13 protein-coding genes and 1 pseudogene are annotated in these 14,163 nt (G+C 53.6%); 5 read left to right on the forward strand and 9 right to left on the reverse strand.

Annotated features, from left to right (window positions below):
• Positions 1-44 precede the first annotated feature (44 nt).
• Both KWG64_RS11600 and KWG64_RS11605 read left to right on the forward strand, forming a co-directional pair.
• Positions 45-686: a glutathione S-transferase gene (locus tag KWG64_RS11600; RefSeq protein WP_218521960.1), complete on the forward strand. Its 642-nt coding sequence runs from the start codon at positions 45-47 to the stop codon at positions 684-686.
• A 101-nt stretch (positions 687-787) separates the two neighbouring features.
• On the forward strand, positions 788-2,326 hold the full coding sequence (locus tag KWG64_RS11605) for an aldehyde dehydrogenase family protein (protein WP_195814923.1): 1,539 nt from the start codon (positions 788-790) through the stop codon (positions 2,324-2,326).
• 150 nt (positions 2,327-2,476) lie between these two features.
• Here the strand turns inward: KWG64_RS11605 and KWG64_RS11610 are convergent, their stop codons facing one another.
• Entirely contained in the window at positions 2,477-3,715 is a 1,239-nt protein-coding gene (locus tag KWG64_RS11610; protein WP_218521961.1) for an MFS transporter, read from the reverse strand.
• 237 nt (positions 3,716-3,952) lie between these two features.
• On the opposite strand from KWG64_RS11610, the gene KWG64_RS11615 reads away from it, so the two are divergent.
• Entirely contained in the window at positions 3,953-4,948 is a 996-nt protein-coding gene (locus KWG64_RS11615; RefSeq protein WP_218521962.1) for an acyltransferase, read from the forward strand.
• Between the two features lie 17 nt (positions 4,949-4,965).
• On the opposite strand, the gene KWG64_RS11620 is transcribed toward KWG64_RS11615, so the two are convergent.
• The 6 genes and pseudogenes from KWG64_RS11620 to KWG64_RS11645 form a co-directional block, all read right to left on the reverse strand.
• On the reverse strand, positions 4,966-6,939 hold the full coding sequence (locus KWG64_RS11620) for an RNA-binding domain-containing protein (protein ID WP_218521963.1): 1,974 nt from the start codon (positions 6,937-6,939) through the stop codon (positions 4,966-4,968).
• 109 nt (positions 6,940-7,048) lie between these two features.
• Complete coding sequence (locus KWG64_RS11625; RefSeq protein ID WP_218521964.1) at positions 7,049-7,963, reverse strand: GlxA family transcriptional regulator; 915 nt, start codon at positions 7,961-7,963, stop codon at positions 7,049-7,051.
• A 47-nt stretch (positions 7,964-8,010) separates the two neighbouring features.
• Positions 8,011-8,553 (reverse strand): annotated as a pseudogene (locus KWG64_RS11630) (isochorismatase family protein); the annotation flags it as partial.
• A 119-nt stretch (positions 8,554-8,672) separates the two neighbouring features.
• Positions 8,673-9,269 carry a DJ-1/PfpI family protein gene (locus KWG64_RS11635; RefSeq protein WP_218521965.1) on the reverse strand — a complete coding sequence of 199 codons (597 nt, stop codon included), beginning with the start codon at positions 9,267-9,269 and terminating at the stop codon, positions 8,673-8,675.
• A gap of 82 nt (positions 9,270-9,351) precedes the next feature.
• Positions 9,352-10,383: an L-idonate 5-dehydrogenase gene (gene idnD / locus KWG64_RS11640; RefSeq protein WP_195825598.1), complete on the reverse strand. Its 1,032-nt coding sequence runs from the start codon at positions 10,381-10,383 to the stop codon at positions 9,352-9,354.
• Between the two features lie 133 nt (positions 10,384-10,516).
• Positions 10,517-11,719, reverse strand: coding sequence for a benzoate/H(+) symporter BenE family transporter (locus KWG64_RS11645; protein WP_218521966.1), 1,203 nt, complete (start codon positions 11,717-11,719; stop codon positions 10,517-10,519).
• A 139-nt stretch (positions 11,720-11,858) separates the two neighbouring features.
• On the opposite strand from KWG64_RS11645, the gene KWG64_RS11650 reads away from it, so the two are divergent.
• Both KWG64_RS11650 and KWG64_RS11655 read left to right on the forward strand, forming a co-directional pair.
• The gene (locus KWG64_RS11650) at positions 11,859-12,425 is read left to right on the forward strand and encodes a helix-turn-helix domain-containing protein (RefSeq protein ID WP_218521967.1); all 567 of its coding nucleotides are present in this window, start codon (positions 11,859-11,861) and stop codon (positions 12,423-12,425) included.
• A gap of 28 nt (positions 12,426-12,453) precedes the next feature.
• Positions 12,454-12,906, forward strand: a complete 453-nt coding sequence (locus KWG64_RS11655; RefSeq protein WP_165060747.1) for a GNAT family N-acetyltransferase — start codon at positions 12,454-12,456, stop codon at positions 12,904-12,906.
• On the opposite strand, the gene KWG64_RS11660 is transcribed toward KWG64_RS11655, so the two are convergent.
• Positions 12,903-13,376: a GNAT family N-acetyltransferase gene (locus KWG64_RS11660; RefSeq protein ID WP_255562164.1), complete on the reverse strand. Its 474-nt coding sequence runs from the start codon at positions 13,374-13,376 to the stop codon at positions 12,903-12,905. The genes KWG64_RS11655 and KWG64_RS11660 overlap by 4 nt on opposite strands.
• Positions 13,377-13,387: 11 nt before the next feature.
• Complete coding sequence (locus tag KWG64_RS11665; protein ID WP_218521968.1) at positions 13,388-13,927, reverse strand: hypothetical protein; 540 nt, start codon at positions 13,925-13,927, stop codon at positions 13,388-13,390.
• Positions 13,928-14,163 lie beyond the last annotated feature (236 nt).

Raw genomic sequence — 14,163 nt, forward strand, 5'->3', positions numbered from 1 at the left:
TGCTAGCTTTAACAGAGGTTCCGGTGAAAAACGTGGAGGCTCTGATGAAACTGATCGGCAGTTATACCAGCCCGTATGTGCGCAAAATTTCGGTGATGTTGCTGGAAAAAGGTATCCCGTTCGATTTCATCAACGACGTGCCGCACGAAGCGGGCTGCAAAATCACCCAGTTTAATCCCCTCGGCAAAGTCCCCGCGCTGATCACTGACGACGGCGAAGTGTTTTACGATTCCCCCATAATTGTGCAGTACATCGAGCTGATGAACGTCGCGCCGACCTTTTTGCCGTGGCAGCCGCTGGAAGCGTTGCGGGTAAAACAAATTGAAGCGCTGGCCGATGGCGTGACAGACGCCGCCGTCGCGCTGGTGCTGGAAAACCGCCGTGAAGCCGGTAAACGCAACGAAGCCTGGATTTTACGTCAGCGGGAGAAACTTTTGCGCGGGCTGGACGCGCTGGAAAAACACGCCGAAAACCGCATGCTGCTGAATTCTGACCATCTTAACGTCGCCGATATCGCCACCGCCTGTTCGCTCGGTTATATCAACTTTCGCCGCATTGCGCCGGGCTGGTGTGTTGAGCGCCCGGCGCTGATCAAACTGGTTGAACGCCTGTTCCTGCGCGAGAGTTTTGCGCGTACTACGCCACCCGGAAGTGGTAACGCGGGTCTTGCGACAAAAAAGGTGTGAAGCGGCTCGAAGAGTTCTCTTTACATCCCGCCGGTTAAGTTTCCACTGCCTAAACTTTATGCAGCGCTCTGCTAAAACCTGCTGCATAAAGGAGTCCGATCATGGCTTATGATAAAAATCCTCATGCCGTAAAACCGGAAGAATACGGTTTCCCGCTTAAACTCAAAAAACAATACGACAACTTCATTGGCGGTGAATGGGTCGCGCCGGTGAAAAAAGAGTATTACGACAATCTGACGCCGGTGACCGGCGAAGTGCTGTGCAAAGTTGCCAGTTCCAGTACCGATGATATTGAGCTGGCGCTGGACGCCGCGCACAAAGCTAAAGGCGACTGGGGCAAAATGCCGGTGCAGCAGCGGGCGAATTTACTGCTGAAAGTCGCCGACCGGATGGAAGAAAACATTGAGTTGCTGGCGAACGCCGAAACCTGGGACAACGGGAAACCGATCCGCGAAACCAGCGGTGCGGACGTTCCGCTGGCCATCGACCATTTCCGTTATTTCGCGTCCTGTGTGCGTGCGCAGGAAGGCGGGATCAGCGAAATCGACAGCGAAACGGTCGCCTATCATTTCCACGAGCCGCTGGGCGTTGTGGCGCAAATCATCCCGTGGAACTTCCCGCTGCTGATGGCATGCTGGAAAATGGCACCGGCGCTGGCTGCCGGTAACTGTATCGTGCTCAAACCAGCCAAACTGACCCCGCTTTCCGTGCTGTTGCTGATGGAACTGGTGCAGGACATCCTGCCAGCGGGCGTCATCAACGTGGTGAACGGTTCAGGCGGCGAAATCGGCGAATATCTGGCGACGTCCAAACGCATCGCCAAAGTTGCCTTTACCGGTTCGACCGAAGTCGGCCAGCAAATTGCCGGTTACGCGGCACAAAACCTGATCCCGGCCACGCTGGAACTGGGCGGCAAATCGCCGAATATTTTCTTTGCCGACGTGATGGACAAAGAAGACGACTTCTTTGACAAAGCGCTGGAGGGTTTCGCGCTGTTTGCGTTCAATCAGGGCGAGGTTTGTACCTGCCCGAGCCGTGCCCTGGTGCAGGAATCCATCTACGAACGCTTTATGGAACGCGCCATCAAACGCGTCGAAGCCATCAAAACCGGTAACCCGCTGGATATCGAAACCCAGATGGGCGCGCAGGTTTCTGCCGGACAGATGAAAACTATTCTGGATTACATCGAAATCGGTAAGAAAGAGGGCGCGGAAGTGCTGACCGGTGGCGCGAAGAAAAAACTCGAAGGCTCGCTGAACGACGGTTATTACCTGCAACCGACTATCCTGCTGGGTAAAAACAACATGCGGGTATTCCAGGAAGAAATCTTCGGGCCGGTGCTGGCGGTGACCACGTTTAAAGATATGGATGACGCGCTGCAAATCGCCAACGATACGGCGTACGGGCTGGGGGCGGGCGTCTGGAGCCGTGACGGCAATGTGGCGTATCACATGGGGCGCAACATTCAGGCCGGTCGCGTCTGGACCAACTGCTACCACGCCTATCCGGCACATGCGGCGTTCGGTGGCTACAAACAATCCGGTATCGGGCGTGAAACCCATAAGATGATGTTGGATCACTATCAGCAAACCAAATGTTTACTCGTTTCATATTCGAGTAAACCGATGGGCTTGTTCTGATTCGGCTATTTTGCTTGGTATTTTGAACCCGGGCTGTACTCAGAATCCTCACGTACTTTGTGTACGCTCCGGTTCTTCCGTGCAGTCCGGGTCCAAACTCCCGGCGCCAATAACGCCCTCACATCGGCGTTACTGGCGCTTTCTTATGACTTAAACCACGCTGTTCGGCGGCAATACGACCTGACGGCTGCGCAGGAAAGCGACCACCAGAGCCAGCCACGACAGGCCGCTCAGCAGATTGAACAGGTTAAACATCCCCGCACCGCCTTCGACGTAAGCCACTTTCGCCAGCTCAATCCCTAACGTGAAAATCATCATGCTGATGACGCCCATCGCCGCGGAAACGGTGCCTTTGCTCATGTCGCTGGAGAACAGCGTCAGGCGGTACAAACCGGCGTTCGCCACACCAATTCCGAAAGCGTACAGGCTCAGACCGGCGGTCATCCACAGATAAGCATGGGCGGAGAAAAGCGTCGCCGCAGCGGCAATCAGCAGACCAACGACCATCGGGCCCGCACCGAGTTTAATCAGATATTCGACCGTCCGTTTGCCGGTCAGGCGCGCCAGCGTGACGTTACCGATAATCAGCGCACCGAAAATCGGCACCTGCAACAGGCCGTAATCGTATGCCGGTAAACCTTCTCCGCTGATTAAAATCACCGGCGACTGCGCAATCCACGTCAGCAGCGGCAGGCTGGCAAAGCCAATCGCCAGTGCGCCACACAGGAACTGGCGGTTTTTGAGCACCAGTTTGTAATCGTGCAGCAGGCTTGGCATGGAAAACTTCTCGCCGAGGCGTGACGCGGTTTCTGGCATGGATTTCCACAATCCCCACAGCGAAATCGCAGCCAGTACGGCGAAAATCACAAACATCAGCTGCCACGGCGCAACGTGGATCAGCGCCGCACCAGCCAGCGGGCCCAGCAGTGGTGCGATCAGCGCGACGTTTGCCATCATGGCCGTGATCTTAATGCAGATGGATTCCTCGAAGGATTCCTGTATCGCGGCATACCCGACCGCGCCGATAAAGCACAGGCTGATACCCTGAAGGAAACGCATCACCATAAATTGTTCGATGTTCTGTACGAACAGAATCGCCAGACAGGTGACGATGAAAAAGCTGACGCCCGCAAGCATCACTGGCCGACGCCCGCGCCGGTCGGACAGCGGCCCGAGCAGCCATTGCAGGAACATTCCGCCCGCGAGATACGCGGTCATTGAGGTGGGCACCCACTCTTCCCCTGCATTAAAATTAGCCACGACGGCCAGCATGCCCGGCTGGATCATATCGTTGCCGATATAGGTCGCAAACTCGAACAGCACCAGACACAGAGGGAACAAAAGCGCCTGCCGCCCCAGAAGGGACGCAGTATTTGGAGAATTATGCATATTTTTATTTCACAGACGTAAGGCTAATCGTTTGATTATTAGCGAAAAAATAAGAGACTGTCCGGGCGGGATTCGCAAGCGAGGCAGTAATGGGCGTTATTTTGCCCATTTTTTGAGCGTAGCGCAATCTTCTGATTCACGTTAAGCACAATCTGAGATCGGCACTTTTGCCTTGTTTGCGTCCAAAAAGGTGACTACGCTGCAAACAGCACATCAACGGTAAGGAAATGGCAGGTAATGAGCCAAAAAATCAGCTGGATAGATAACCTGCGCGCGCTCGCCTGCATGATGGTGGTGATGATTCACGCCAGCACCTCGCTGGTGGTGAATTTCCCGGCGATACACACGGCGGAATGGACCGTGGCAAACCTGCTGAATTCGGCGTCGCGCGTCTGTGTGCCGCTCTTTTTCATGATTTCCGGTGCGCTATTCTTTGGCGAGAAAAGTGCGCAGAAGCGTCATTTCTTACGCGTCAGTTTATGCCTTTTGTTCTACAGTATGGTCTCGCTGATTTATATCGTCACGATGACCAAAATTGGTTTTTGGCCGTCTCTGCGGCTGATTCTGGAAAAACCGGTGTTTTATCACCTTTGGTTCTTCTACGCGATTATCGTCATCTACCTACTTTCCCCGCTGATCAACGTAAAAGCCGTCTCCGGGAAATATTTACTGATCGCCGGAATTATTACCGGCGTTCTGGCGAACCCGCAGCTTCCGGCGTTCACCTGGCAGAAAATCCATCTTCTGCCGCTGGATTTGTACATCAGCGGTGACACGTTTTATTACGTCCTCTATGCCCTGATGGGGCGCGCCATCAGCCAGCTTGATACTCGGAAACCCGGCGTGACGCTGACCGCCGTGGCCGTTTTCGTACTCAGCACGCTGGCGATAGCGGGCGGGACTTACCGGCAGATGCTGATTAACCAGAATTTCGCCGATACTTTCTACGTCTACACCGGCCCGCTGGTATTTATCTCCGCGATGGCGCTGTTTATTGCGTTCAAAAATGCATTCGCAGAACGTATTCTGCCGGGATTTTCGCTTATCTCCCGCCATTCACTGGCGATCTACGGCTTTCATGCGCTGATCATCATCGGACTGCGCGGCCAACATCTCGATTTCCCGCAATTTCCGTTGCTTAATGTCGCGTACCTGTTTATCTGCGGCCTCGGCGGCGGCCTGCTGCTGGCCATGGTTCTGGGGAAAATTGACCGGCGGAATTGGGTGAGTTGAAGAGCCTCCGCAAAGAATTACTTTACCGTGTAACCCTGCTTAGGAGAGTTAGGTTTATTGGGAAATGCTAATTGCAATTCGCCTTTTTCTACCATGGGTTTGAGATGGCTTTGGCGAATGTTTTGAGAGGTTCTGTGAGTTAATTCGCTCAATACTGAAATGGCAATAAAATGGTCATTACATAATTTGATAATTACATCGCGCATTTCATCATTCGTTAATCTTTTCTTTTCATTTGCGAGTTTCGCAAAGGTCGAGAGTTGCTCTTTAAAACTGGGTGTAAGAGTTTCAAGTTGGTCAATAAAAGGCCGATCCAGCAAGGCACTGATATAGCGACCTTCGGGATCACGATGTTCCTCTGCTTTGTATACAAACTTCTCTTCGTTATGCGTTAAGCTCCCCTCGTTATGCGTTAAGCTCCCCTCGTTATGCGTTAAGCCGGTTGCCGGACTTAACGCATTAGAGAAAACGTCTTCAGGAGAAGGGGGTTGCTCCATGCCCGGCAGGCTGTAGGATTTATCTTTACGCTCACCACTTGAAACAAGAAAACCTCTTGATTCAAGACGGGGCAATGCCAAAGTGACATCGCGTGAATGTTTAGTGGTTAACTGACATGCTCTTTGATGATTAATCCATCCTTCAATGGCAGCAGTGGTCACAATCATTCGCTCGAAATCGTCAAGGGTATTGAAACTCGCACCAAACAATATGCGTAATTGCTCAGAAACAGATTCTGGTATCAGGCTTGCTGTGGATAACTCAAGTAATGTTTGCTCTGTATGATCCGTTTTTTCATAAAGCTTTGGGGCCCGCCAGTTTGCTGATTCCCAACCACTGTATATTTTTGGAATGCCGGAGCCCGCACGTTCACCAGCCCCAATATTTAAAAACATTTGATGCATACGTCGGTTTCGACAATCAGTTTCTCCGCCTTTGATGGCTATTTCCGGCGGGATCCTCATCAGACCAGGATTTCGAAAACCGAACATATCGGGCCGCTTAACTATCAGGATGGATGCACGCCCCGTAAAGTCCGCATGAACGAGTGTATTAACTAATGCTTCACGTAAGGCGACGTGAATAAGTGTGTCGTCCTGACGAACACCATCTTTTAATTTGAAAGGAATTTTCAAATCATTGGTGAGTTTACGATATGTGCGCCGGTAAAAATCAAAGATATTCCCGGACCAGGTACCATCCGGGCACAGGCGATCAATCCAGCGAAGCTCTGTTTTAGCTTCTGGCCTTTCCTGATAATCGACAAAATAATTCGGGACAGCATCCTGAATTGCTTGCCATGTGCCAAACATTAAAATACCCGCGAGAGTCATACCTTCAACTCCCGTTTGGCGGTCTTTGCGCCAGCCGCCTATTTTTGCCATGAGGTCTATATTGTTTAGTTCAAGCCATGGATGCTGAGGCTTCGCTATCGCTAACAATTGCTTATAGGCGTTAAGGCTTTCCTGTTCGATGTCATTCAGGTCAAACCCTATAAAGATTTTATCATCCCGACTATCTTCAACCTGTTCGGCAAGCATTCGCTTCACCTGCTCATGAGAACAGTGGCGATCGCCTTCATGAAGCCGGATATAGGTATTTTCAAGAGGATTATTTTTCAGATAAACAGGTTTTTGATGTCTTGCGGCAGTAGGAACGTGAATGACTAAAATCAGCTTTTCGTTGAGGTAGGTTGTCTGAACGTCTTCATCTGTTAACAGATTTACGTTCACCAAATTTTGATTATTGAGGTTATTGAACAGCTCATTTTTTATTTTTTCAGGATTGTTAATACCAACGGGAATAAATTGCCCTTGCTTTTCCTTCACGCCCAGCACGACATAACCACCACGGGTATTTGCCATTGCACAATATGTTGGCCAAAAATCCTGGGGCAATTTTCCTTGCCCATCCTGTCCTTGCGCTTGTTTAAATTCCAGCTCCACAGACTCTGAGAGGGTTTGTAAGTCTATTAAGTCGGTTATTTTGAACATTATGCCTTCCTGAGATTACGTGTAAGGGCGCAAGGACATAAAGTTTATTATCACGCGGCAGAAAAAAATATACGCATTCTCGTGATAAGGCATGAAGTTTTTAAAACACTCAACTCCACCTTTCCTGTGCCCGCCTGAATTGTCTGCCGGAGGAGAATCCGGCGGCGAGGGCGGCTTTCTCGATGCCTGATCCTTGCTGGATGCGTTGTTGTGCGACGGCGATGCGCAGTTGTTCGTGGTAGTCGCGTACGCTGATGCCCAGATGCTGGCGGAACAGGCGCGTCAGGTGGCGGCCGCTGATGTGGGCTCTGGCGGCGACGTCTTCCACCTGCCACGGACATTCCGGTTCGGCGGCCATCAGGTTTTGCGCACGATGGACGGCAGGATGCAGATGATTACGGTAGCGCAGCCACGGGGAGAGTTGCGGGTCATCGCCGCCGCGGCGGAAATACACCACCATTTCACGGGCGACGTCCAGTGCGGCCTGCGGACCGAGATGTGTGGCGATCAGGTGCAGTGCCAGATCGATACCGGCGCTGATCCCCGCGCTGGTCAGCACGGAACGGTCCTCGACAAATATCCGGTTATCTTTCACCTGTGCGGCAGGCACCTGCTGGCGCAGACGCGCGATCACGTCGTGATGCGTGGTGCACTGATAGCCGTCGAGCAGCCCGGCTTTTCCCGCCAGAAGGCTGCCGGAACAGATACAAACCAGCGTCAGCAAACCGTTTTCGATGGCGTTTTTTTGCTGACGCAGCCAGTCACAGGCTATTCGGGCGATGGGTGAGGAAAAATTTTCTTCCGAACGGTCAACGCCGGGCATGATCAGAATGCTGCCTTCCGGCAACGTTTCCGGCAGTGGCTGCAAATGGCTGACCGTAAGCCCTGTGGACATCGTGATTTCCGGCAGCGGGCCGATGTAGTGCAGCGCAAACTGCCCGGCGATACGCAGTGCTTCCGCCGGACCGGTCAGGTCTAAGGCCATCACACCCGGCAGCGTCATAAAGTAGACATTTCGTTGCATATCGCCTCACAGATTCATCATCACTGCGCCTATCTTCACACAGCGCGATCGAGTTCCGCCAGTGCGCCGTTGACGTCGGTAATCGTGGCAAAACGGTCGGCCAGCACCAGTTCGGTGCGCAATTTGATTTCCGCCGCACTCAGCGTCACGCCGCTGGCGTGTGTCATCGGAAACGTCAGCGTCGCTTCGGTAACAAACGTCACTGTGTAACCCAGATCGGACGCTACGCGCGCCGTGGTTTCACAGCATTGTTCGGTACGCATTCCGGCGATAATCAGATGTGTGATGCCGCGTTCGCGCAGCCACGCGTCGAGGCCGGATTCGGTCAGGGAATTGTGGACATGTTTATGGACAACGTGCTGCGGCTGATGGGTGAGAAAAGCCATCGGCGTGACCAGCCCGGACTCAAGCGAAAACACACCGTCAGGATTGACGTGGAACACGTCGATGACGGGAACGTTACGGGTCTGACAGCCGTCGATCAGGCGGGTTAATGCCTGGCTGAAAGCCGGTAAATCATCCTGCTGCCAGAAGTCTTTTTGCTCGAAAGAACGTTGCACATCGATATTTAACAGGGCGCTGTGGGTCATTTTCGGACTCCGTCTGGTGAATGTGAAACCAGTCTGCGCCTGAAAACCTGTCGGGAGAATGCCAAAAACGGACATGATGCTGATGGTGGCGGACGACCTGCATCGCCCGCTGATAATAATCAGATTTTCTGGTCAGCCCGCCAGTGGTGATAATCGATGTGATAGGCCTGAAAATTGGTGGTTTGGGCGTCACCGGTCAGGCGATACGCCAGCTGGAAAGCGAAATCAAATGCCAGCCCTAAGCCTTTTCCGCTGAGCAGATTACCGTCCTCGACGAAAGACTGATTCACATAAACGCCGTCTTTGACGTCTTTGTATAAATCGCCGGAACAGACATAACGCCGCCCTTTCAGCAGGCCGTTACCGCCCAGAACGCGGGCGGCCGCCGAGCACAGCGGGCAAATTAGCTTTCCGGCTTCGTCATGACGGCGGACAAATTCTACGACGTCTTTGCTGGCCGCCAGCGCCACCGAGCCTTCCGGGCCGCCGGGCATCACCACCGCGTCATACAAACGATCGCCCTGTGCGCTCAGCAATTCATTGGCCTGCATCTGAATGCCGTGGTAAGTGCGCAGCGTCAGGCTTTTCTGGCAGGCCAGCGTCGTCACCTGAATCTCCAGCCGCTCCAGAATATCGAGCACGATCACCGCTTCGCCTTCTTCGAATCCGTCCGCCAGCAGCAGGGCGACCTGCTTTTTCGCGTTGTCCTTCACCATAATTCAAATGTCCTCTGAGGATGAAAATCAGATGGCATCATAAAATGAAACGATGTTTTGATATTGTGAATCCGTCAGCAGACTAGAAAACCAGCTGAACTTTCGACGCTCTGGATTTATCCAGCGCAAACTCCAGCGCTTCCACCAGATCCTGTTGCGGGAATTCGGCGGAAAGCAGCGGCATCGGATCAACGGTTTTATTCGCCAGCCATTCCACCGCCGTATTGAATTCTTCGGTGAAACGGAAGCTGCCGACCCAGTTAATTTCTTTAGCAATCAGCATCATCAGCGGGAATTCATTCACCACCGGCCCCATACCGACCTGCACCAGCGTGCCGCGCGCACGGGTGACTTCCAGACAGCGGCGGATAGAAGAGGGATGGCCGGAGGCATCGAAAGACACATCGAAAAAGCCCTTTTCGGCCTGATATGCGGAGAAATCGCCCTGCGCGGCGTCAAGTGCCTGGCTGGCACCGACGGCCAGCGCCAGCGTACGGCAGCGTTCGCTCGGGTCGGTGACCACAATTTCCGCAGCACCTTTGGCTTTAGCGGCCAGCACGATTAAGCAGCCAATCGGGCCGACGCCGGAAACAAACACCGTTTTACCGCGAATATCCCCGGCCTGATTGACCGCGTGAATAGCCACCGCCAGCGGTTCAGCGAAAACCATCAGCCGGTCGCTGACCTGATTGTCGTAAGGAATGCACTGGTCGCTGTCGACGATTTTATACTGCGTGAACGCGCCGTTGATGTGCGGGAAATACATCGCGCTGCCGAAGAATTTCATGGTGGTGCACTGGTTTTCATCACCGGAAAGGCAATATTTGCAGGCTTTGCATGGCTTGCTGGGGTTCAGCGCGACTTTCTGGCCCGGCTGCAAACGCGGGTTATCTGATTTTTCCACCACGCCGACCACTTCGTGCCCGAGAACCATCGCTTCGCGGACTTTGAAATCGCCGACCTGACCGTGCTCGTAGTAATGCAGATCAGAGCCGCAGATGCCACCGCGGGTAATCTTCACCAGCGTGCCCTGGCCGGTGTAGTCGAGGGTCTGGCCGATCACCGAGACGTCTTTTTTCCCGGTCACTACGCAGGATTGAGTGGCAATTGTCATGGAATTCTCGCTCTTTAAAGGGGGCGTTTTTGGCCTGATGGCTCCCAGTAAAGAGCGTTTGGACGGCGGAAAATGTGACCGCCGTCACTTTGTTTCGTGTTACGAAAACCTGTTACCCATAACTTGAACGGACTCAACCTTTCGCGGGCGGTTGCGCCTTGTTACGCGCAGGAATGCTGAGGATCAGGTGCGTAATCACGCCGCCAATTAAGCCCCAGAACGCCGAGCCGACGCCGAGCAGCGTCACGCCGGATGCGGTGATCAGAAACGTGATAATCGCTGCGTCACGCTGATGTTCATTTTCCAGCGCCCGGTATAAGCTCCCGGCGATGGTGCCGAGCAGCGCCAATCCGGCGATGGTATGAATAAGCGCGGGAGGCAGCGCGGTAAACACCAGGCCGATCGAACCGCCAAACACACCGGCAATCAGATAGAAAATCCCGGCGGCGACGGCGGCCATGTAGCGCTTTTTCGGATCCGGGTGAATATCTTCGCCCATGCAGATGGCGGCGGTAATGGCGGCGATACAGACGGTAAAACCGCCGAACGGGGCTAAAACTAACGCGGTCAGCGCCGTCCATGAAATCAGCGGTGAAACCGGCAGGTGGTAGCCGTGGGCTTTCAGCGTAGCGATACCTGGCGCATTTTGTGACGCCATGGTCACCACGAAAAACGGAATGCCGATGCCGATAATGGAAGACCACGTAAAGTGCGGCATCACAAATGCCGGCGCGGCAAACGTCATGGTCTGGCCGTGCAGCGAAATATCGCCCTGTAATCCGGCCACCACCAGCCCGGCGGCGAGGGCGAGAACCACGGCGTAGCGCGGCAGGACGCGTTTCGCCAGCAGATAAACCAGACACATCGTGCCTGCCAGCGTGAAATTACTGTGCAGCGAGGTAAAAGCATCCAGCCCGAATCGCAGCAAAATCCCGCCGAGCATGGCAGCCGAAAGCGCCTGCGGAATATATTGCATCAGCCTGGCGAATAATCCGGTCACGCCGCACAGCAGGATCAGCCCGGTCGCAAACACAAAAACGCCAATCGCTTCGTTGATTGTTGTGTCGTGCAGGCTGGTGACCAGCAGCGCAGCGCCCGGCGTCGACCACGCCGTCACCACCGGCGTGCGGTAATACAGCGACAAACCGATGCTCGTCACGCCCATTCCCAGCCCGAGCATACTCAGCCAGCCCCCAATCTGCGAAACGCTGGCACCGGCGGCTTCGGCAGCCTGAAAGATGATCGCCGCTGAGCTGGTATAACCGACCAGAACGGCAACAAATCCGGCGATAACCGCTGAAAACGTCAAATCATGAAAGCTTAATCGCAAGGGCATTGTTAAAAATCCTTCTGGTTACCGGGCGCGGGCGTTATGCTGTTGTGCGTTATAGCGCACATCGTGGCGCTCAAGATATCACTGTGCGTTATAACGCACAATTGCGATCGTCAAAAATCCGATCGTCAGAGGAGTCAGGATGCAGGAACTCACCCGCCACATCGGCAGCCAGCTCAAAGCCGTGCGCAGCGAACGGGGCTGGAGCCTCAGCCAGACGGCAGAAAAAACCGGCGTCAGCAAGGCAATGCTCGGCCAGATTGAACGCGGCGAATCCAGCCCGACCGTAGCGACGCTGTGGAAAATCGCCAGCGGGCTGAACGTCTCTTTCTCCGAATTTCTCGAAACGCCCCCCGCGCAGTCTGCGGCGCTGCACCGCCATGGTTTGCTGACCACGTTTAACAGCGACACCTCGGGAATGCGCGTCGTGCCGCTGTTTCCGTTCGATACCACGCTGCGAATGGACATGTTTGTTATCGATCTCGAGCCCGGCGGATGCAGTGAATCTTCGCCGCACGAAGCGGGTGTGATCGAACATGTGATTGTGATTGAGGGCGAACTGACGCTGACGGTGGACGGCGTCACGCGCATGCTCAGCGCCGGAGAAGCGCTGCGGTTTGCGGCGGATTGTGCGCACGCATACCGCAATAACAGCGATCATTCCGTGCGTTTCCACGACCTGATACATTATCCGCAGTCCCGCCCGTAACGATTTCATTTACCGAGGAGAATGACCGATGAGCCAGCCGCAAGATGTTGTGATCCGTCCGTTAACGCCTGCCGACCGCGAAGGTTGGGAAAATTTATGGCGCGGTTATCTGGATTTTTACCAGTCGGAGCTGGATCCGGCGCAGTTTGATTTCACGTTCCGGCGGTTGTCGGATCCTGACTATGACGGCATGTTTGGCTATGTGGCGGAATATCAGGGGAGGCTGGTCGGGCTGGTGAATTGCCTGAATCACGATCACGGCTGGCACATGAATCAGGTGGTGTATTTGCAGGATTTATACGTCGATGAGTCCGCGCGCAAACTGGGTATCGGGCAGAAACTGATTGAAGTGGTCTACGCACACGCCGACAAAAACGAAAAAGCCAACGTGTACTGGATGACGCAGACCACCAATTACACCGCGCGCCAGCTCTATGACCGCGTGGGTAAACCGACTAACTTTATGAAATACATCCGCTAAAGCGGTTTGCGCATATTCATTTTTGTCGTGACATAACCCAGGCTGGCATAAAGTGCCTGCGCGCCGGGATTGCTGGCGAAAACGTTCAGTTCAATCGCCACGCTGCCCAGCTCGCGCAGGCGTTCTTCCATCAGCCGGAACGCCGCGATGGCATGTCCCTGACGACGAAATTGCGGATAAACCGTCAGCTCATACACGAAAGCGCTGCGTACGCCGTAGCGTTCAATATTGGCAAACCACAGATATCCCACGGTTTCGCCGGTTTCTTCCTGCCTGATTTCATACAAATAGTGATCCGGAGTTTCCACGCCCTGCGGCAGCGCGTTTTGTGTGGAGCTGCGTGCGCGTTCCAGCGCCGTATCCGGCAGCCACAGCCCGGCGGTCACATTCTCTTCGGCGTAATCTTTCGCCAGCAGTTCTGCAAATTCTTCATAAAATGCAGCGCTCATCGGTACTAAAACAGTCATCATTTCCCTCTGATTTATCGGGCAGCTTCTGCCTTTTTATACGGCGTTACATAACATTCGCTGATGGTGGTGGAATGGCTTTCAACCTGAGTGATGATGTAGCCTTTTTCGGTCAGCGCCACCGAGCTGTACGGCGTTTCATTGTGCTTGTCGGAAATAACATCTTCGAAAGACTGAATGATTTTGGCTTTCTCACCGGCGCGCGCCGGGTCATCCATTCCCTCGACCTGAATCATGGCCTGTTTGAACTGGTTAGAGAATGACGTCTTCCCCATCTTGCTTTCAATCACGGCTTTGATGTTCACCGTGACTTCGTTACCCAGCAAAAACAGCGTATTACTCTGGTAAATCAGCGCATTTTTACGCTTCGACACCACAAAACCATTCTCGATGACCTTCATTTTGCTGTTGTTGGCGTAGGTCACATCATCGAGGCAAATGGTTTTATCCCCGACCTTAAACTGGCTGAAACGTGCTCTGATTTCTTTCGGGGTAGATGCCGCCTGCGAGCACAACGGAACAAGCAACAAAAGCGGTAAGAGCCATGACTTCATAGGAGTTTCCCAAACAAGGTGCTGAGCCAGCCGACATAACAGCAGTATAAGGAGACACCGGCAGGATGCGAACGTTTATCTTTGCGGGACAGTTTTTTACCGTTTTGGCTAAAGACCCGCCCCTGTGATGCCGATAATTCAGGCGATAAGGGAATTCCTGCTTATCTTCAGGGGGCACAAATCAGGGACAGATAATCCGCGTTTTTTCATCGTGAATTTCACAGTACGTTGACTGT

It is taken from the genome of Rahnella sp. PD12R (assembly GCF_019200965.1).
In the GTDB taxonomy this organism is placed as follows: Bacteria; Pseudomonadota; Gammaproteobacteria; order Enterobacterales; family Enterobacteriaceae; genus Rahnella; species Rahnella laticis.

Coding starts and splice junctions, on each gene's coding strand:
- KWG64_RS11625 (WP_218521964.1), bottom strand. CDS start 7,963: ATGCAACGAAATGTCTACTTTATGACGCTGCCGGGTGTGATGGCCTTA.
- KWG64_RS11620 (WP_218521963.1), bottom strand. CDS start 6,939: ATGTTCAAAATAACCGACTTAATAGACTTACAAACCCTCTCAGAGTCT.
- KWG64_RS11655 (WP_165060747.1), top strand. CDS start 12,454: ATGAGCCAGCCGCAAGATGTTGTGATCCGTCCGTTAACGCCTGCCGAC.
- KWG64_RS11645 (WP_218521966.1), bottom strand. CDS start 11,719: ATGCCCTTGCGATTAAGCTTTCATGATTTGACGTTTTCAGCGGTTATC.
- KWG64_RS11650 (WP_218521967.1), top strand. CDS start 11,859: ATGCAGGAACTCACCCGCCACATCGGCAGCCAGCTCAAAGCCGTGCGC.
- KWG64_RS11660 (WP_255562164.1), bottom strand. CDS start 13,376: ATGATGACTGTTTTAGTACCGATGAGCGCTGCATTTTATGAAGAATTT.
- KWG64_RS11635 (WP_218521965.1), bottom strand. CDS start 9,269: ATGGTGAAGGACAACGCGAAAAAGCAGGTCGCCCTGCTGCTGGCGGAC.
- KWG64_RS11615 (WP_218521962.1), top strand. CDS start 3,953: ATGAGCCAAAAAATCAGCTGGATAGATAACCTGCGCGCGCTCGCCTGC.
- KWG64_RS11610 (WP_218521961.1), bottom strand. CDS start 3,715: ATGCATAATTCTCCAAATACTGCGTCCCTTCTGGGGCGGCAGGCGCTT.
- idnD (WP_195825598.1), bottom strand. CDS start 10,383: ATGACAATTGCCACTCAATCCTGCGTAGTGACCGGGAAAAAAGACGTC.
- KWG64_RS11605 (WP_195814923.1), top strand. CDS start 788: ATGGCTTATGATAAAAATCCTCATGCCGTAAAACCGGAAGAATACGGT.
- KWG64_RS11665 (WP_218521968.1), bottom strand. CDS start 13,927: ATGAAGTCATGGCTCTTACCGCTTTTGTTGCTTGTTCCGTTGTGCTCG.
- KWG64_RS11600 (WP_218521960.1), top strand. CDS start 45: ATGAAACTGATCGGCAGTTATACCAGCCCGTATGTGCGCAAAATTTCG.